The sequence below is a fragment of the Corynebacterium sp. AOP40-9SA-29 genome (genome assembly GCF_052377405.1).
GTDB lineage: Bacteria > Actinomycetota > Actinomycetes > Mycobacteriales > Mycobacteriaceae > Corynebacterium.
The window spans coordinates 72,782-89,329 of record NZ_JBQSWR010000007.1 but is presented as its reverse complement, the minus strand read 5'-3'; the positions used below and the strand labels follow the sequence as shown (position 1 = coordinate 89,329).

At 68.1% G+C, this 16,548-nt stretch carries 18 protein-coding genes and 1 pseudogene; 4 read left to right on the top strand and 15 right to left on the bottom strand.

From position 1 onward, the window contains the following. Nucleotides 1-37 precede the first annotated feature (37 nt). The 14 genes from ACT3SZ_RS12800 to dacB all read right to left on the bottom strand — a co-directional run bounded on the left by ACT3SZ_RS12800 (nt 38) and on the right by dacB (nt 12,857). Nucleotides 38-529, bottom strand: coding sequence for an RrF2 family transcriptional regulator (locus ACT3SZ_RS12800; RefSeq protein ID WP_444619181.1), 492 nt, complete (start codon nt 527-529; stop codon nt 38-40). A 212-nt stretch (nt 530-741) separates the two neighbouring features. Continuing rightward, nucleotides 742-1,155: an aspartate 1-decarboxylase gene (gene panD, locus ACT3SZ_RS12795; protein ID WP_444619179.1), complete on the bottom strand. Its 414-nt coding sequence runs from the start codon at nt 1,153-1,155 to the stop codon at nt 742-744. A gap of 10 nt (nt 1,156-1,165) precedes the next feature. Beyond that, the gene (gene panC, locus ACT3SZ_RS12790) at nt 1,166-2,107 is read right to left on the bottom strand and encodes a pantoate--beta-alanine ligase (RefSeq protein ID WP_444619177.1); all 942 of its coding nucleotides are present in this window, start codon (nt 2,105-2,107) and stop codon (nt 1,166-1,168) included. Nucleotides 2,108-2,190: 83 nt separating this feature from the next. Further along, on the bottom strand, nt 2,191-3,123 hold the full coding sequence (locus ACT3SZ_RS12785) for a Rossmann-like and DUF2520 domain-containing protein (RefSeq protein WP_444619175.1): 933 nt from the start codon (nt 3,121-3,123) through the stop codon (nt 2,191-2,193). Between the two features lie 11 nt (nt 3,124-3,134). After that, nucleotides 3,135-4,244, bottom strand: coding sequence for a DUF6779 domain-containing protein (locus tag ACT3SZ_RS12780; RefSeq protein ID WP_444619174.1), 1,110 nt, complete (start codon nt 4,242-4,244; stop codon nt 3,135-3,137). Then, the gene (locus ACT3SZ_RS12775) at nt 4,241-4,732 is read right to left on the bottom strand and encodes a DUF3180 domain-containing protein (RefSeq protein ID WP_444619173.1); all 492 of its coding nucleotides are present in this window, start codon (nt 4,730-4,732) and stop codon (nt 4,241-4,243) included. Before ACT3SZ_RS12775 ends, ACT3SZ_RS12780 begins: the two co-directional genes overlap by 4 nt. Next, complete coding sequence (gene folK, locus ACT3SZ_RS12770) at nt 4,729-5,283, bottom strand: 2-amino-4-hydroxy-6-hydroxymethyldihydropteridine diphosphokinase (protein WP_444619171.1); 555 nt, start codon at nt 5,281-5,283, stop codon at nt 4,729-4,731. Before folK ends, ACT3SZ_RS12775 begins: the two co-directional genes overlap by 4 nt. After that, the gene (gene folB, locus ACT3SZ_RS12765) at nt 5,280-5,660 is read right to left on the bottom strand and encodes a dihydroneopterin aldolase (RefSeq protein ID WP_301443570.1); all 381 of its coding nucleotides are present in this window, start codon (nt 5,658-5,660) and stop codon (nt 5,280-5,282) included. The genes folK and folB overlap by 4 nt, the downstream gene beginning before the upstream one ends. Next, complete coding sequence (gene folP / locus ACT3SZ_RS12760) at nt 5,653-6,528, bottom strand: dihydropteroate synthase (RefSeq protein ID WP_444619170.1); 876 nt, start codon at nt 6,526-6,528, stop codon at nt 5,653-5,655. The genes folB and folP overlap by 8 nt, the downstream gene beginning before the upstream one ends. Before the next feature lie 14 nt (nt 6,529-6,542). Continuing rightward, nucleotides 6,543-7,166, bottom strand: coding sequence for a GTP cyclohydrolase I FolE (gene folE / locus ACT3SZ_RS12755; RefSeq protein WP_444619168.1), 624 nt, complete (start codon nt 7,164-7,166; stop codon nt 6,543-6,545). Between the two features lie 9 nt (nt 7,167-7,175). Beyond that, complete coding sequence (gene ftsH / locus ACT3SZ_RS12750; protein WP_444619166.1) at nt 7,176-9,602, bottom strand: ATP-dependent zinc metalloprotease FtsH; 2,427 nt, start codon at nt 9,600-9,602, stop codon at nt 7,176-7,178. Between the two features lie 61 nt (nt 9,603-9,663). Continuing rightward, a complete protein-coding gene (gene hpt, locus ACT3SZ_RS12745) occupies nt 9,664-10,242 on the bottom strand; it encodes a hypoxanthine phosphoribosyltransferase (RefSeq protein WP_444619164.1) in 579 nt (192 codons plus the stop codon). After that, nucleotides 10,242-11,270, bottom strand: a complete 1,029-nt coding sequence (gene tilS, locus ACT3SZ_RS12740) for a tRNA lysidine(34) synthetase TilS (RefSeq protein WP_444619162.1) — start codon at nt 11,268-11,270, stop codon at nt 10,242-10,244. Before tilS ends, hpt begins: the two co-directional genes overlap by 1 nt. Nucleotides 11,271-11,405: 135 nt before the next feature. Continuing rightward, nucleotides 11,406-12,857, bottom strand: coding sequence for a D-alanyl-D-alanine carboxypeptidase/D-alanyl-D-alanine endopeptidase (dacB, locus tag ACT3SZ_RS12735; RefSeq protein WP_444619160.1), 1,452 nt, complete (start codon nt 12,855-12,857; stop codon nt 11,406-11,408). A 110-nt stretch (nt 12,858-12,967) separates the two neighbouring features. On the opposite strand from dacB, the gene ACT3SZ_RS12730 reads away from it, so the two are divergent. After that, a complete protein-coding gene (locus ACT3SZ_RS12730) occupies nt 12,968-13,432 on the top strand; it encodes an SRPBCC family protein (protein WP_444619158.1) in 465 nt (154 codons plus the stop codon). 11 nt (nt 13,433-13,443) lie between these two features. Next, nucleotides 13,444-13,917, top strand: a complete 474-nt coding sequence (locus ACT3SZ_RS12725; protein ID WP_301444161.1) for an inorganic diphosphatase — start codon at nt 13,444-13,446, stop codon at nt 13,915-13,917. Between the two features lie 75 nt (nt 13,918-13,992). Here ACT3SZ_RS12725 and ACT3SZ_RS12720 read toward each other — a convergent pair whose 3' ends face one another. After that, a complete protein-coding gene (locus tag ACT3SZ_RS12720; RefSeq protein ID WP_444619157.1) occupies nt 13,993-15,555 on the bottom strand; it encodes a hypothetical protein in 1,563 nt (520 codons plus the stop codon). Between the two features lie 59 nt (nt 15,556-15,614). Between ACT3SZ_RS12720 and ACT3SZ_RS12715 the strand changes: the two genes are divergently transcribed. Beyond that, the gene (locus tag ACT3SZ_RS12715; protein ID WP_441579125.1) at nt 15,615-15,923 is read left to right on the top strand and encodes a rhodanese-like domain-containing protein; all 309 of its coding nucleotides are present in this window, start codon (nt 15,615-15,617) and stop codon (nt 15,921-15,923) included. Nucleotides 15,924-16,052: 129 nt separating this feature from the next. Beyond that, a pseudogene (locus ACT3SZ_RS12710) lies at nt 16,053-16,496 on the top strand (MarR family winged helix-turn-helix transcriptional regulator); the annotation flags it as partial. Nucleotides 16,497-16,548: the final 52 nt, after the last annotated feature.

Genomic DNA, 16,548 nt, shown 5'->3' with positions numbered 1-16,548 from the left:
TGAGTACGGGTGGTTACAGGTGCCGGGGCGGACGCCGCTACGGGCGCGTCCGCGATGCGGGGATCTGGGGCATACCGACCCCGACTGCCCCGCGGGGCACGCCCGCGGCGTTGCGGTCGATGAGCATGCCCAGGGTGATGCCGTCGAAGGTGGAGTAGAAGTTCTCCTGGGCCTCGGCGAGCAGGTGGCGCAGTGAGCAGCCGCGCCCGGCGAGCGGGCACGGGGTGTCCCCGTCGCAGTCCACGACCTCGTGTTGTCCTTCGAGCTCGCGCAGCAGCGCGCCGACGTCGACGGCCCGCGCACCTTCGGCGAGGTACACCCCACCGGCGCGGCCACGGACTGAACCGAGAATCCCGGATCCGGTCAGCCGGGCCACGACCTTCTTCACGTGCGAGGCTGGTGCCGCTGTCTGGACCGCGAGCTCGCCGATGGTGCGTCGTTGCGCCGGATCGACTGCCCCGGCCGCCCCGGTGTCACCGAGGATCATCAGCGAGCGGAGCCCCAGGTCGGTGAACTTCGTGAGGTGCATGACCCCAACGCTAGGCCCCACCGCCTAAAAGGTACATCTGAAATACCCCGTAAAAGATCACCCCACCAGCAGGTCAGGGTACGTTTACCGCTCCCCCACCGGCGGGTTCGCCCCGGACGCCCGACCGGCGATTGATCTCGGTCACATTTTCTCGGTCACTCGGCTCGCCGGCCCCCGACCGGCCCCCGACCAGCCCCCGCCGGATTCGCCCCCTACGCCGGGTAGCGCGGGTTCAGCAGCCCGGAGCCGACCGGCACATCGGCCGGATCGCTGCTCAGGGTGACCTGCTCGTTAGCGTCATCAACGAAGACGACCCGAGGGTTGTAGTCCTTGAGCTCCTCGGCGTTGTACTGGCCGTAGGCGATGATGATCACCAGGTCACCGGGGTGAACCAGGTGGGCGGCGGCGCCGTTGATCGAGATCATGCCGGAGCCACGCTCGCCGGTAATGGCGTAGGTCGTCAGCCGAGCGCCGTTGTCGACGTCGACGATATCGATCTGCTCGCCCTCGAGCAGATCAGCGGCCTCCATCAGGTCGGCGTCGATGGTGCACGAGCCCACGTAGTGCAGGTCGGCCTGGGTGACAGTCGCCCGATGGATCTTGGACTTCATCATGGTGCGGATCACGTGCAGTACCCTACTCGCTCGACGTGCCGGACGTAACCGCTTCCGGTTCTTCGCCTTGCCCATCGCCCTGTTCGTCACCAATATTGCGGAACCCGATACCCAGCGGCACACCCACGTTGTCGATCAGGCGGGTGGCACCAACCCGGGCGGCGACGAGCAGCCGGGCATCGCCCTTCTCGGGTGCCTCGCCAAGGTCAAGACCGCGCAGTTCGAGGTAGTCGACCTCGATCCCCGGCGAGGTGGCCAGCACCTGGCGGGCGGTATCGAGCACGGCGTCCGCCCCGTCCTCGGCAACGTGCGCGCCGGCGAGCAGCGCGGCGGACAGCGACATCGCCGCATTGCGCTCCTCCGCCGAGAGGTAGATATTGCGCGAGGACTTCGCCAGTCCGTCGGCCTCACGCACCACAGGCACGCCGTGGACCTGCACGCCCAGGTTGAGGTCGGTGACCATCTGCTGGATCAGCACGAGCTGCTGGTAGTCCTTCTCCCCGAAGAAGGCGTCGCTGCAGTTCGTGATTCGGAAGAGCTTGGAAACCACAGTGAGCACCCCGGCGAAGTGCGTGGGACGCTGCGCACCCTCCAGGGTCGCGCCGGTGTCGCCGGGCAGCACGGTGGTGCGCGGGCCGTTGGGATACATCTCCCGCGGGCTGGGGGCGAAGACGGCGTCGACGCCGGCGGCGGTGAGCTTCTCCACGTCGGAGTCGAGGGTGCGCGGGTAGGCGTCGAGGTCCTCGCCCTCGCCGAACTGCAGCGGGTTGACGAACACGGACACCACCACCAGCGCCCGCGGCAGCTGCTGGGCGGCGCGCACGAGCGCGAGGTGGCCTTCGTGCAGCGCACCCATCGTGGGCACGAGGACGACGGGGCGTCCTGCCTTGCGCATGGCGCGGGTGAGCTCACCGATGCTGTCGATGTCGGTGTAGACGGTGGCCTGACCCGGGGTGAAACTCACCGGTGACTCTCCTTGCGGGGTGACGGTACGAAAATTCGTGGAACGCTAGAACACCCTAGTCGCCCCGGCGCCGCCCACCCCAGTCAGGGCTGGTCGAGTGCGCGTTCCACGTTCAATGAACCGACCGCTCGCGCGGTGCGCAGCGCGTCCTGCCGGTAGGACGCCGCGAGCCCGCCGTGTTCCCCAGCGTGCGTGCCAATCTCGCCGAGTGCGGCGAGGTGGCGCAGGACGGTGGCAGCGTCGTCGCGGGCCGTCGGCCCGGTCAGTGCGGCCGTCCTGCTCTCCAACACCCCGGTGACCGCGGCGGGCAGGATCCGGCGCAGCAGCAATGCCGACCGTGGATCCTCTGCCGCTGCGGTCGCGTCGGTATCCTCGCTGCCGAGCGCGAAGTCGAGCATGCGCAGGGCCTCGACGATCTGGGTAACCACGTGGTTGGCACCATGCGCCATAGCCGCGTGGTACACGGTGCGCTGCTCCTCGGCCACCGGTACGGCGATCCCACCCATCGAGGCGACGAGCAGCTCGGCGACGGCCGTGCCGGTCTCGGAGTCGGTGGTCACACCCCACGCACAACCGGCGAGGTTGTCGGTGTCCTCGGGGCGTCCACGGAAGGTCATCGCCGGGTGCAATGCCAAAGGAAGCGCACCGGTGTCGGTGACCGGTTGGAGCACCTCGCAGCCCAAAGCACCGGCGGTGTGCACCACGATCTGGCCAGCGCGCACGGTGCGGGCCACTTGCTCGACCACCCCGGGCAACTGCGGATCCGGTACAGCCAGCACGACGAGTGCGGCCTGGGCGACTTCGGCGATCTCGGCATCGGAGCCACCGTGAACGGCCACGCCGGGCAGTCGTGCTCGGGCGTTCTCACGCGATGGTGCGGAACGGGCGACCACACCGTGTACATGATGGCCTGCACGCAGCAGACTCTCGGCGACGGCGGTGCCCACGGCGCCTGCGGAAATGACTCCGACCGACAGGCGTGGTTCCTGTCGGTCGGTGGGTGCGGTGTCGTTCACGGGGGACGAGTCTACCGGGCGTTCTTCTTCATCTGTGCCATCAGCTCGGCGACGGTGACGCCCTGGTCGGACTCGTCGGCACGACGACGACCATGGACCTCGGCCTCCTCGGCGCGACGGCGGCGGCCCTGCGTCTCACCCTGTGACGGGGTCGGGGCCGGTGCAGCGGTCTCCTCGGGCTGCTCTGGCTGCGCAGCCACCGGTGCGGCAGGCTGCTCAGGCTGTGCCGGCTCGGCGGCGGGCTCTGCCGCGGGGGCCGCTGCGTCCTGCTGCTCCGACCAACGCGGACGCGGCTCGGGAGCCGGGGTGGTCTCTGCTCCTGAATCGGAGGCGGAATCGGAGGCGGAATCGGCGTCCGAATCGGCAGGATCCATCGAGCGGGTGTCAACGACCATCGGGATCTGCGTGGTGTCCTCGCTGTCCGCACCCGACCAGCGCACTGCGGCGAAGGTGCCCGTGGAGAAACCACCGCGGCGTCCACCGGAACGGTTCTGCCCATTCTTCTGCGCGGGCTCGGCGGCCGGTTCAGAAGCAGGCTCGGCGGCCTCGGGGCGCTCGTGCGCCCCAGGATGACCGGAGCCACCGGCGTTCTCACCAGCACGCGAGACATTGCGCTCGAGCTCGATGATGCGCTCGGCACGGGCCTTCAGCGACACCTGCTCGCCGTCCCACGCCCCACCGGACAGATCGGAGAGCTGTTCACGCATCGCCTCGAGCTCCTTGCGGATGGCGTCGAGGGTCTTGTCGTGCTCGCTGCCGAGACGGCTGCGGTAGTCATTCTCCAACTGCACCTCGCGGCGCTGCGACTCCGAGCGTTCGCGGTCCAGCTCCGCCTTGTGGCGGCGCTCCTGCTCCCGCCGACGGCTGCGCTCCTCTCCGAGAACCCCGGAGTAGCGCGACACGAGGATCGCGCCGAAGAACGCCGCCCAGAGGGAGGTGATCACGGCAACATTCAGCCACACCTCCGAGTCGACGAAGAACATGATGATCGTCGCCGCGAGGGCGAGAACGAACACCAGGTACATCAGCAGCTTCAGACCATTTCCCGGCGTGGAGGAACCGCTCCGGCTCGACGGATCGGGTAGCCGGTGCGAATCGTCGGGCGAATACGCGGAACTCATGGAGTCAAGAATACATCGCCGCGCCCGTCCTCACCGTCGGCATCGCCGGGAGGGACCAGACAACTTCGTTCCAGCAGCACACCGGCCACCGTCATCGCCACCGCCGCCAGCAACGACACCACCACCCCCGGGGCGTCCTGCTGGGCGGCCAGTAGATCGCTGTGACGCAGCAGCACGTACACCGCCACCCCACCGTAGAAACCGATCGCCAGGGCACCGATCCACCCCGAGGCGGTGCCGAACAGCGCACAGCGGGAGATGAACACCGGCGACATCTGCGACCGGTCCTGCCCGACCTCCCCGTCGGCGATGCGACGGCGCACCATCACGGCCAGCACACCGGCGACGGCGGCGAAGACCCACAACGCCAGCGAACCGCTGACCCGCATCGGCGGGTAGCTGCCGTAGAACACCCACACCGCGGCGAAGGACACGACCCCGGCGGCGACCGCCGAAGTGGCGAGCAGCCCCACACTGGTCTGGTTCATGGGGCCCATCGTACGTCGGGCAACGCCCGGATTCCGGCGTCCCCTCCGTCCCCGCTATCGAGGTCGGCGAGCAGGTGACGCACGGGCCGTCCGTCGAGCACCGCCTGCGGGTCGGCGTCCAGCCACGGCGCCAGGACGAAGGCGCGCTGGTGCGCCCACGGGTGCGGCAACACGAGTTCCTCGCCCCAGCGTCCCTCACTGCGCACCCCGGCGTAGTCGATGATGTCGATGTCGAGGGTGCGCGGCCCCCAGTGCCGCGAGCGCACGCGGCGCGCGGCCTGCTCCAGATCCTGGCAGTGGTGAAGCAGGGTCAGCGGGGACAGGGTGGTCTCCACGACGAGCACGCAGTTACGGAACTCCTCCTGGTCGGTCACCCCCCACGGCTCGGTGGCGTACATCGCGCTGGCGGCCAGCGGCGTGACCCCGTCCACCCCGTCCGTCCCGGCCAGGGCATGTGCGGCGCGGCGAATCTGGTCCTCCGGAGCCGACAGCGTGCCGGGCAGGTTCGAGCCGAATGCGAGCACCGCAGGCACAGCACGATCGGCGCTCATGTGCGCGTCCCGGGGCTCTTGCGCGACCGGCGCGCCACGACCCGCACATCGGAGAACGGGTGGTGGATCGGCGCGTCCGGCTTGTGGACGGTCACCTCCACGGCGACCACGCCGGCCACCTCGTTGATGCGGTCGGCGATCGTCGCCGAGACGGTCTCGATGAGGTCCATGCTCGGCCCGGAGACAATGTCCACGGCGATGTCGGCGAGGTCGACGTAGGAGATGGTGCGGGTGATGTCGTCGTCGGCGACGGCGTCGGTGAAGTCCGTCCAGACCACCAGGTCGACGATGAACTTCTGGCCCTGCTCCTTCTCGAAGTCGTAGACCCCGTGGTAGCCGTAGACCTCCAGGCCGGCCAATTCGATGCGGTCAGCCACGACGGGCCCTCCATCCTCCAGGTAGTGCGGGTCCGTGGCCGGTGGCCACGGCATATGCGACGTCGACGGCCGCGCGGTTGGGTGCCACGTCGTGGACGCGCACGGCCCAGGCGCCGGACGCCGCGGCCAGGGCGCTGACCGCGGCGGTGGCGTCGTCTGCGGACTCCGGGGTCCCCGGCGCACCGTCGTCGCCGGGACGCAGGGCGGTGAGGAACCTCTTGCGGCTCGCGCCGATGAGCACCCGGTGGCCCAACTCCAGGTAGGAACTCATGCCCGAGAGCAGCGCCCAGTTGTCATCGGCGTCCTTGGCGAACCCCAGGCCGGGATCGACGATGATGCGGTCGCGGTCGAGGCCCTCGTCCTGCGCCTTCTCGGAAAGTTCCGCCAGCACCCGGCAGACGTCGGCGACGACGTCCCCGCCGTGGTCGGCGCGTCCTTCCGCGGACTCGAAGCGCTGCGCGCGCCAGTGCATCAGGCAGTAGTCGGCCCCGACGTCACCGACGGTGGCGTACATCTTGGGGTCGGCGAGCCCGCCGGAGACGTCGTTGACGATCTCCGCGCCGGCCTCCATCGCAGCGGCGGCCGTGCTGGCGCGCATGGTGTCCACGCTGGTCATAATGCCTTCGGCGTGGAGTTCACGGATCACCGGAACCACCCGGGACGCCTCGACGTCCGCCGGCACACGGGTGGCACCGGGGCGGGTGGACTCCCCGCCGACGTCGATGATGTGCGCGCCCGCGGCGACCATCTCCCGGGCATGTGCCAGGGCACGGTCGGTCGTGGACCACATGCCACCGTCGGAAAAGGAGTCGTCCGTGACGTTGAGGATCCCCATCACCGCGGTCGGGAATGCTGGTGTTCCGGTCATGGTGCCTGCCGTGCTCAGTGCCCGCGGATGAGGCTCATGGCCTCGGCACGGGAGCGGGCGTCCTCACGGAAACCACCGCGCACCGCGGAGGTCACCGTGGTCGCACCGGGCTTGCGGATACCGCGCATCGCCATGCACAGGTGCTCGGCTTCGATGACCACGATCACCGCGTGCGCCTTGAGCTTCTCCGACACCGCATCGGCGATCTGACTGGTCAGACGCTCCTGCACCTGGGGACGTTTGGCGAAGCCGTCGGCCAGACGCGCCAACTTCGACAGCCCGGTGACCGTGCCCGAGTCGCCGGGAATGTAGCCGATGTGGGCATGACCGTAGAACGGCACGAGGTGGTGCTCGCAGGTGGAGTACACCGGGATGTCCTTGACCAGGACGAGCTCGCGGTGGTCCTCGTTGAAGGTCTTGGCGAGCACCTCCCGAGGATCGTCGTACAGCCCGCCGAAGGACTCACGGTAAGCACGTGCCACCCTGGCCGGGGTCTCCTGCAGTCCCTCGCGATCAGGGTCCTCGCCCACGGCGAGCAGCAGTTCACGCACGGCCGCCTCGGCACGGGCCTGGTCGAAGGGACGTCCGGTACTCAGCGAGACCGGTGCGTTCTCCGGATCGTGTTCAGTGTCAGTCACGGTGTCGGTTCAGTCTTTCTCGTCAGTGTCGTCGCGGCGGTGATGGCGACCACCGTCATCCGGGGTCCTGTCGTTCTGGGCCCCGCCATTCTGGGCCCTCAGGTTACGCGTCGGCGCATCATCACTCGTCCACGGGTTGTCCGGACGCTCACTCTCCGGCAACTGGAAACCACGGAGCTCCTGCTCCGCCGGTGCGGAGGCGGGGCCGGACGGTCCCGCACCGTAGCTGCTCTCACCGGGGTGACGTCCTCCCGCTTCCGGGGCCGCCTCGGGATCGACGCGGTCCTGACCACCCCACAGGTGGTCCGGGTGCGAGGCACCGCTCCAGCGGCCCGGAGCTTGCTGGCCCGGAGTCTGCTGCCCCGGATGCGAGGCTGCGCCGGGGCCGCCCTGCTCGCCTCCGTCGCGCTGATCCTCCAGTTCGCCGGCCTGCTGACGACGCCGACGCTCGATACGCGCCTTACGCGCCTCGGAGAAGAAGTCGTTGCGGGCGGGCAGTTCCTCGCCACGCTCGCGTGCCAGTTCGGTGGGGGTCTTCACCGGCTCGCGGAAGTCCTTCGGATGCCCGGCGTCCTGGTTCGGGAAGACGTCGCTGACCTCCACCGGCTCCATGTCGTCGAAGATCGCCTCGAGGTCGGGACGACGCAACGTCTCCTTCTCCAGCAGCTTCTCCGCCAGTCGGTCCAGGTAGTCACGGTTGTCGCGCAGGATGCGGTAGGCCACCCCGTGTGCCTTCTCGATGAGCATACGAACCTGCTCGTCGATGGTGGCGGCGACCGCCGGGGAGTACTCCAGCGATCCCTGACCACCACGGCCCACGAACGGGTCGCCCTGCTCCTCGCCGTACTTCACCGCGCCGAGTTCGGGGCTCATGCCGTACTCGGTGACCATCGAGCGGGCGATCTTCGTGGCCTGCTCGATATCGGAGGACGCACCGGTCGTCGGCGAGCCGAAGACCAGCTCCTCGGCAGAGCGCCCGCCCATGGCGAACACCAGCCGGGCGAAGAGCTCGGAGCGGTTGTACATGCCCTTGTCGTCCTCCGGCACGGCCATGGCGTGGCCGCCGGTGCGCCCGCGCGCGAGGATCGTGACCTTGTACACCCGCTCGATGTCCTTGATGCCCCACGCCGCCAACGTGTGGCCGCCCTCGTGGTAGGCGGTGACCTTCTTCTCGTGCTCCGAGATGATCTTCGTGCTGCGGCGCGGACCGCCGATCACTCGGTCGGTCGCCTCCTCCAGCGCATCGCCGGTGATCACGTTGCCGTCCACTCGGGCGGTCAGCAGTGCTGCCTCATTGAGCACATTGGCCAGGTCCGCGCCGGACATGCCGACGGTCCGCTTGGCCAGTGACCTCAGGTCCGCGTCCGGTGCCAGGGGCTTGCCCTCGGAGTGCACGCGCAGGATCTGCTCACGCCCGGCGATGTCCGGGTTGCTCACCGGGATCTGACGGTCGAATCGTCCCGGGCGCAGCAGCGCCGGGTCCAGGATGTCCGGACGGTTCGTCGCGGCCATCAAGATCACGTTCTCGCGGTCGCTGAAGCCGTCCATCTCCACCAGCAGCTGGTTGAGGGTCTGCTCACGCTCGTCGTGGCCACCACCCATACCGGCGCCACGCTGGCGGCCGACCGCGTCGATCTCGTCGACGAAGATGATGCAGGGGCTGTTCTCCTTGGCGGTCTTGAACAGGTCGCGCACACGCGAGGCACCCACACCGACGAACATCTCCACGAAGTCCGAACCGGAGATCGTGTAGAACGGCACACCGGCCTCACCGGCCACGGCCCGGGCCAGCAACGTCTTACCCGTACCGGGAGGACCGTAGAGCAGCACACCGCGCGGGATCTTCGCGCCCAGGTGCTCGTAGCGCTCCGGATTCTGCAGGAAGTCACGGATCTCGTCGAGCTCCTCGACCGCCTCATCGGCACCGGCGACATTGTCGAAGGTGGTGTCCGGGTTGTCGACGTTGAGTTCCTTGGCCTTCGACTTGCCAATGTTGAACGCCCCGCCCGGGCCACCCTGCATCCGGGTGAGGAAGAACAGCAGCAGACCACCGATCAGGATGATCGGCAACAGCATGACCAGCATCGAGCCCAGCAGGCTGTCCTGCGTGACATTCGTGGAGTAGCTGTCAGCGTCCGACGCCTCGACGCGGTCGAAGACCGTGTCCGCCGCACGCGCGGGATACTGCGCGGTGACCTGATCGATGCCGTCCTTGCCGTCCACGCTGATCTCGTTGCGCAGCGTCATCTGCAACTGCTGCTCACGGTCGTTGATCTGCACCTCGGCGACATTGCTGTCGTCGAACTGCTGCATGGCCACGGACGTGTCGACGTCGTCGTAACCACGTGTGGAATCGGTGAGCACACCGAAGGCGTAAATGACGACGAGAACCGCGGCGACAATGGCGGCGATCCTCAGAACCCTCTTCTTGTTCATAGTCCCACTAGCGTATCGCAGGACGCGGCGGGCCGTTCTAGCTGTACTCCTAGCTGTGCACCTAGCTGTACACGCTGGGCCGCAACGTACCGACCCACGGCAGGTCACGGTAGCGCTCGGCGTAGTCCAACCCATAGCCGACCACGAAGTCGCTGGGGATGTCGAAGCCAATGTCGGTGGTCTCCACGTGGCGCTCCACCGCCTCCGGCTTACGCAGCAGGGTCACCACTTCCAGGCTCTTCGGCCCACGCCCCTTGAGGTGGTCGACCAGCCAGTGCAGGGTGATGCCGGACTCGATGATGTCCTCGAGGATGATCACATTGCGCCCCTCGATGTCACGGGTGAGGTCCATACGGATCTCCACCGTGCCCGAGGACTCCGCCGACTGCCCGTAGGTCGACAACGCCATGAACTCCATCTGGGTGGGCACGTCCATCGCGCGGGCGAAGTCGGCGATGAAGTACGTCGCCCCCTTGAGCACGCACAACAGGATCGTGTCCTCGTCCTCACCGCGATAGCGGTCGCTGGCGGCCTTCGCCATCTCCGCGATCCGCGCATGCAGCGTGACCTCGTCGACGAGGACAGCCTCGACATCGTCCTGGTAGCAATTGTCCGGCACGTCGTCGTTCTTGGCGATCATCACGGGGTCCTGTCCTCTAGCTCTAGTACTAACTTGCTGCCGGTGTCCATCCGGCGGCGACGCACCACCAGACGACGGGTATCCCCCATTGTAGAGGTCCGGTACGGTACCGCCACGCCGCCCTGCCCGTGCCAGTCGGCGACCAATGCGTCCAACGCGTCCAGGTGCCGCGACGTCAAGGGGCCTGCAGCACCATCTGCACCGCCGAGCCACTGGCGCAGGACGCGACGACGCAGCGGTGCCGCGCGTCCGGCGAGCGCGTCCACCGGCAGATCCGTTTCCGTCGCGTCCTCGCCGGCCAGCACCTCTCCAGCAAGTGCATCCAACAGGTCAGCGTCCTGTCGCAACATCCGCGCCGAGCGGGCCAGCGACTCCCCCACCCGCTCGCCGAGGATCTCACGCGCCAAGGGCAGCAACTCATTGCGCACCCGCGAACGCAGGATCTCCGGACTCTCGTTGTGCGGGTCGTGCCACACCGGCAGGCCCAGTTCGGCGCAGCTGCCGAGGGTGTCCGCACGCGAGACCCCGAGCACCGGGCGGCCCAGCCACGCCGCCCCGGCGTCCACCACCGGATGATCCTCGGCGAGCTCGCGCAGCCCGGCCAGACTGCCGGTGCCCGACCCGCGGGCCAGCGACAACAGCAGCCCCTCGGCATCGTCATCGGCGGTGTGCGCGACGAACACGGGACGTCCGTCCGCGTAGTCGCCCAACGCCCGGTAGCGCGCCGCCCGCGCGCCGGCCTCCCCGGCACCGGTGACCTGCACCCGCACCGTGGTGGCCGACGCTCCCAGGGCGGTGCAGGTACGCGCGGCGTCCTCAGCGACCTGCGCCGAAGCGTCCTGCAGGCCGTGGTCGACGGTGACGGTGGTGACCTGCAGGCCGGCGTGGACGCACGCGGCGGCCAGCGCCACCGAGTCGCCACCGCCGGAGACGCCGCAGACGATATGGCCGCCGGTGCGTCCTGCGTACGCGTCGAGGAATCGACGCAGACTGCGCCGCACGGCGAGGGTGTGGGGTGTGTCGATCACGGCTGCCGCCCGGCGCTCAGAAGTGTTACCACTTTTCCGGGAGGGCTAGCGGCAAAACCCCTGGTCGCCGAAAATCGCAGCGCGGAAAAGTGGTAACACTTCTGGACGGGCCGGGGCAGCAGCGCCATCATCCCGTCACGCCGCCGCGCGCAGCGACGCCGCCAGCCGGTCCAACGCGGCGCGTCCTGCGTCCATGTCCGAACCATTGGACAGGAAAGCGAAGCTCAGCGCCCGACCGGACTCCGTGGTCACCGTGCCCGCCAAGGTGTTCACCCCGTCCAGCGTGCCGGTCTTCGCCCGCAACCAACCGGCGGCCTGTGAGGCACCGGAATCGGTACCGTAGCGGTCGACCAGGGTCCCGTCGCCCGCGGCGACCGGCAGGGCGTCCAGCAGGACGCGCAGATCATCGTCCGTACCCGCGGCGGTGATCAGGCCGTCGAGGATGCGCGCGTTAAGACGGTTCGCCTCGCTCATCCCCGAGTTATCGCGCAGCACCGCATCGTCCACGTCGAGACCCTCCTCGGTCAGCGCGGCGAGCGTGGCCGTGGCCGCACCCTCGAACGTCGGCTCCTCGCCACCGGCGACCGCGACCTCCCGGGCCACGGCCTCGGCCAGCAGGTTGTCGCTGTGCAGCAGCATGTCGCGCACCCGCGTGGTCAGCGGGGCGGAGGTGACCGTGCCCAGTGCTGCATCTGCTGCCTCTGCGTCTTCACCGATGGCGACTTCGCTGTCGGACGTGCTGACTGTGGCACCGTCGGCCCCCAGCGCGGAGGCCAGCGCGTTGCCGACGTCCGCCCCCGGGGTCGTCGAGCGCGGCGAGTAGGAGTCGCCGGCGTCCAAGCGTCCGGCGTCGATCATCACCGCCGACAGCGGGGCGACATTGCCCATGCCGATATCGTCGCGCGACCAGGTTTCATTAAACAGCGACCCGGCGCGCACGGAATTGTCCACGATCACCTCGGTGACCTGCTCCTCCCCGAGCGACTCGCTGACCTGCGCGGCGAGGTCGTCGACATTGGCGGGGTCGGTGAAGAAACCGGAACCCTCGGAGCGCTCCAGGGTGATGTCGCCGTCGCCCTTGAGCACGATCTGACCGGGCTTCGTACCGCGGTAGACGCGGGTCTCGACACGGTCATCATCGCCAAGGGTCAGCAGCGCGGCGGTGGCGGTAGCCAGCTTCGTGGCGGACGCCGGGACGAGCATATTGTCCGGGTTCTGGGACCAGAGTTCCTCGCCGGTGGCGATGTCCGTGACGTGGCCGGACAGGGTCCCCAACGCCGGGTCGGACGCCGGGGTGGCGAGTTCGTCGCTGACATCCGGTGCCGCGCCCTCGGTCTGTGCCGCGGCGAGGACCGGCGTGGGCTCCGGAAGCTCGGGGGCGTCCGCCACGGTGTAGGCGTTGCGCTGGTGGATGACCAGGGCGGCGGCCACCACGACGGCCACGACGATGACGAAGGCGAGGATGCCGTAGAGCCAACGGCGCGAGGAGGACTTGCTCATCGGGGCATCGGGGCCTTCCTGCGGGGACGGGTCGGGACGGGGCGGATCGGGGCGGTACTGAATCCCCACCAGAGTATCGGACGACACCGGGGTGTCCCAGGCTGGCACGCGGCCGGCAGCGCCAGAGTGGCGCCAGAGTGGCAGTTTCCTCGCCGAAACACTGCGGCGGAGGTGCGCCGGACCGTAGTGTCTGCCCCATGACCACCGAACTGATCACCGCTTCCCGCACCGTCCAGGCCTCCCCCGACGCCGTCTGGGCCGCGGTCACCGACCTCGACGCCATCGGCGAGCGCAGCCCCCAGTGCCGCAAGATGTTCGTGCTCGGCGGCACGCCCGGGGTCGGCACCACCACGCTGAACCTGAACCGCCGGGGCGTGCTGTTCTGGCCGACGTGGTCGAAGATCACCCGGTGGAGCCCCAACGAAACCCTGGAGTGGCGGATCCCGATCAATGGTTCACACTGGCGTTTCGAACTCACCGACAACGGCGACGGCACCACCGAACTGACCGAGTCACGCATCGTGGACGGCGACACGTCCCTGCTCTCGCGGGTTCTCGTCGCCACCGCGCTCGGCGGCAACGACACCTTCGAGGGGGAGTTGCAGAAGGGGATCGAACAGACCCTGGCGGCAATCGCGTCGAGCGCGGAGCGGGCAGGGTAAACTCACCTCCCATGAGCATCGAAGTCACCATCGAAATCCCCAAGGGTTCCCGCAACAAGTACGAGGTCGACCACAAGACCGGCAAGGTCTACCTGGATCGTTACCTTTTCACCCCGATGGCCTACCCGGCCGACTACGGCTTCATCGACGAGACCCTCGGTGAGGACGGCGACCCGTTGGACGCCCTGGTGATCCTGCCGGAGTCCGTGTTCCCGGGTGTCATCGTCGAGGCCCGCCCGGTCGGCGTGTTCAAGATGACCGACGAGGCCGGCGGCGACGACAAGCTGCTCTGCGTCGTCGACGACGTGCGCTTCGAGAAGTTCCAGGACATCGACGACGTCGCACAGGACGTCAAGGACGAGATCGAGCACTTCTTCGTCCACTACAAGGACCTGGAGCCCGGCAAGGAAGTCAACGGGTCCGGCTGGGGCGACAAGGCCGAGGCCGAGCGCATCCTCGCCGAGGCCGTGGAGCGCCACAAGTAGGACGCACCGGACGCCCCGGGTACCCCGGGCGTCCCCCTCCCCCGCCGCCGTGACCTCACGGCGGCGGGGGTTTCGTCATTCCGTGGACTCCTGCTCGCGCCACAGCGTGCGGGCCGTCCAGTCGCCGTCCCCGTCGCGGGTGACGCACCGGAGATCGCCGTCGGCGAGCCACACGGTGTCCCGACCGTCCGCCTGCACCTGGGCGCGCGGACCACAGGGTTCGCTGAACACGACGTCCAGGGTCCCGGGGTCGACCAGGGAGATCCTCAGCCCCGTTGACCCCGACCCCCTGCCAGACCCTCCGATGACGACCGACCTCACGGTCACCCAGGGACCCGCGGTGTCGACCTCCATGTACTCGGACGAGACGTCGTCGGGCAGTCGCGACTCGCCGACGGCCTGCAGACCAGAGTCGAGGTATTGCAGCTCGTTGTTCTTCCAGGTCATGACTACCTCGTCCGTGGCAAGTATCCGGGCACACGTGGTCGGCCCGTTGGAGTCGTCCTTGTTCAGCCAGCTCAGATACCCTTCATCGCTGACGTGTCCGAGATGCAGGGCGCCCCTTTGCTCCGGGCCGTGCCACGTCCGGTCCGCCGTACGCGACGCCTGCACATCAGCCTCCTCATATCTGCCGACAATCCAACCGCCCCATGCCTCCGGCGCATCGACAACCTGGTCCATGTGATCCATCAGGACCGGCGGAACCGGCACCTCGCTCACAGAAATACCGCTACCGTCGTCGCCGCCCTCAAGCAGAAGTCTGCGGTGACCTTTGAGCGCCACCACACACCCGTTTCCCTGTGGACCCAGAATCACCCGCGGATACTGCTTGAATTCGCTGATCTTCACCGGGAGAGTCACTGTCTCCGACTCTCCACTGTGCAGGTCAGTCTTCCAGACCAGGGGAAGCGACTCATCAACACGCCAGAGGGCCCCTGACATCCCCGACCTCCCCGACCTCCCCGACTTCTCGGACTGATCCGCGGCGCCGCCTAGGCTGACAGCGAATCCTTCGGACCAGGTAGGTGTCGCCTTCCACGGCTCCGGCGCTTTTGCCTCGTCGAGATCCAGTGTGAACCGTACTGACCGAACGTCGACATAGCGGCTTTTGGCCCTCCCGGACGGGAATGGCAGTCGCACAGCTCCGACATCGACCTCTACGTCGTCACCTGCCAGCTGGATACGACATACCCGGCCCCGCGTCGGAGATATGTCGGGAAGACCGATCCGGTAAGGATCGTGGTGCAGAGTGCCGGTCACCCTCACATAGCCGACCACGGGCCGCGGTGCCGCCCACTGCGCCGTCCACCCGTCGCCACGCAGAATCGTCGACCACTGCCACGTGCCTCCCCGCGCGACGCGCCAGGTCGGCGAGCGGACCTCCTCCGCCCAGGCATCCAGCGTCACGACATCGGCACCACCGTGGTCCCCGTCTGCGACCTCCGCGAACACCAGAAGAAACGATTCAGTGTCACCGAGCGACGGCAGCGGATACCCGTCATCCTCGATCATCCAGGACGCGATCTCCACCGGCAGTGTCCGGTGACCGGCGGGTGCGGGCTCCGGCGGTGGCACCGCAATGCGTTGCATCTCCACGCGGAACTCTTCGGCCGCTCTTGTCTCGTCCTTATCCGCCATGCCACTGACCGTACCGGGGTACGGCGAAGGCCGCAGGGCGCTGCGTACACTGGGGCACCATGAGTGATTTCGAAACAGTGACACCGACCGACGTCCCGGCAGGGGCACAGCTCATCGACATCCGCGAGCCGGATGAGTTCAACCAGTGGCACGCCGAGGGCGCGACGAACCTGCCGCTCTCCGAGCTCCAGGCCCGCTACGGTGAGTTCGACCTGGACCGCGACATTTACCTGATCTGCCTGTCCGGCGGGCGTTCGGCGAAGGCCGCGCAGTGGCTGGAGATGAACGGCATCGACACCATCAACGTCGGCTCCGGCACCATCGGCTGGCGCGACGCGGGACTGCCGATCATCGGCACCGAGGGTTAGCAGAGGGTTAGCAGAGGGCTCGCCCGGGGCCGACACCACACAGGTCAACCCGGCGGGAACATCCCCACCGCAATAGCGGGGGACCCCCATAGTTCGTACATCCCATTCGCCACCCGTTAGGGTGGGGACATGCCGGATACCGCGAACCTCCCCAGCGAGCTCTTGAAGTCGCCGTCCTTCCAGCTCGAACGGCTGCGTCGGCGTACCCGCACGTTCGTGGAGACCGCGCTGGAGGACGAGGGGTTCAACCTCCGGGAGTACTGGGTGCTGACCTACCTCGTGGATGGCGACGCCGCCAGCCAGGCGGAGCTGGGCGAGATCATCGGGGTGGACCGGTCGGACATGGTACGGCTGGTGGATTCGCTGGAGAAGCGCAAACTTGCCAAGCGGGACAAGGATCCCAACGATCGTCGCCGGCAGATCATCTCGGTGACGAAGAAGGGCCGCAAGGCTCAGCTCGTCCTGTCCCCCATCGTGCAGACCGCGGAGGACGACGCCTTGGACGAGTCCACCTCCAAGCAGCTCAAGCACCTGAAGAAGCTCGCCAAGTCGATCATCGCCGCCGAGGAAGATGGAGAGGACCTCGACGGTGTGGACATCAATGGGGACGGCGATGTGGACGCGG

What these genes read in the sequence shown, in the direction of transcription:
- ACT3SZ_RS12780 (WP_444619174.1), bottom strand. Translation starts at nt 4,244, where the DNA reads ATGAGTTCCGCGTATTCGCCCGACGATTCGCACCGGCTACCCGATCCG.
- folK (WP_444619171.1), bottom strand. Translation starts at nt 5,283, where the DNA reads ATGAGCGCCGATCGTGCTGTGCCTGCGGTGCTCGCATTCGGCTCGAAC.
- ACT3SZ_RS12800 (WP_444619181.1), bottom strand. Translation starts at nt 529, where the DNA reads ATGCACCTCACGAAGTTCACCGACCTGGGGCTCCGCTCGCTGATGATC.
- ftsH (WP_444619166.1), bottom strand. Translation starts at nt 9,602, where the DNA reads ATGAACAAGAAGAGGGTTCTGAGGATCGCCGCCATTGTCGCCGCGGTT.
- ACT3SZ_RS12720 (WP_444619157.1), bottom strand. Translation starts at nt 15,555, where the DNA reads ATGGCGGATAAGGACGAGACAAGAGCGGCCGAAGAGTTCCGCGTGGAG.
- folP (WP_444619170.1), bottom strand. Translation starts at nt 6,528, where the DNA reads ATGACCGGAACACCAGCATTCCCGACCGCGGTGATGGGGATCCTCAAC.
- ACT3SZ_RS12725 (WP_301444161.1), top strand. Translation starts at nt 13,444, where the DNA reads ATGAGCATCGAAGTCACCATCGAAATCCCCAAGGGTTCCCGCAACAAG.
- ACT3SZ_RS12715 (WP_441579125.1), top strand. Translation starts at nt 15,615, where the DNA reads ATGAGTGATTTCGAAACAGTGACACCGACCGACGTCCCGGCAGGGGCA.
- ACT3SZ_RS12730 (WP_444619158.1), top strand. Translation starts at nt 12,968, where the DNA reads ATGACCACCGAACTGATCACCGCTTCCCGCACCGTCCAGGCCTCCCCC.
- hpt (WP_444619164.1), bottom strand. Translation starts at nt 10,242, where the DNA reads ATGATCGCCAAGAACGACGACGTGCCGGACAATTGCTACCAGGACGAT.
- ACT3SZ_RS12775 (WP_444619173.1), bottom strand. Translation starts at nt 4,732, where the DNA reads ATGAACCAGACCAGTGTGGGGCTGCTCGCCACTTCGGCGGTCGCCGCC.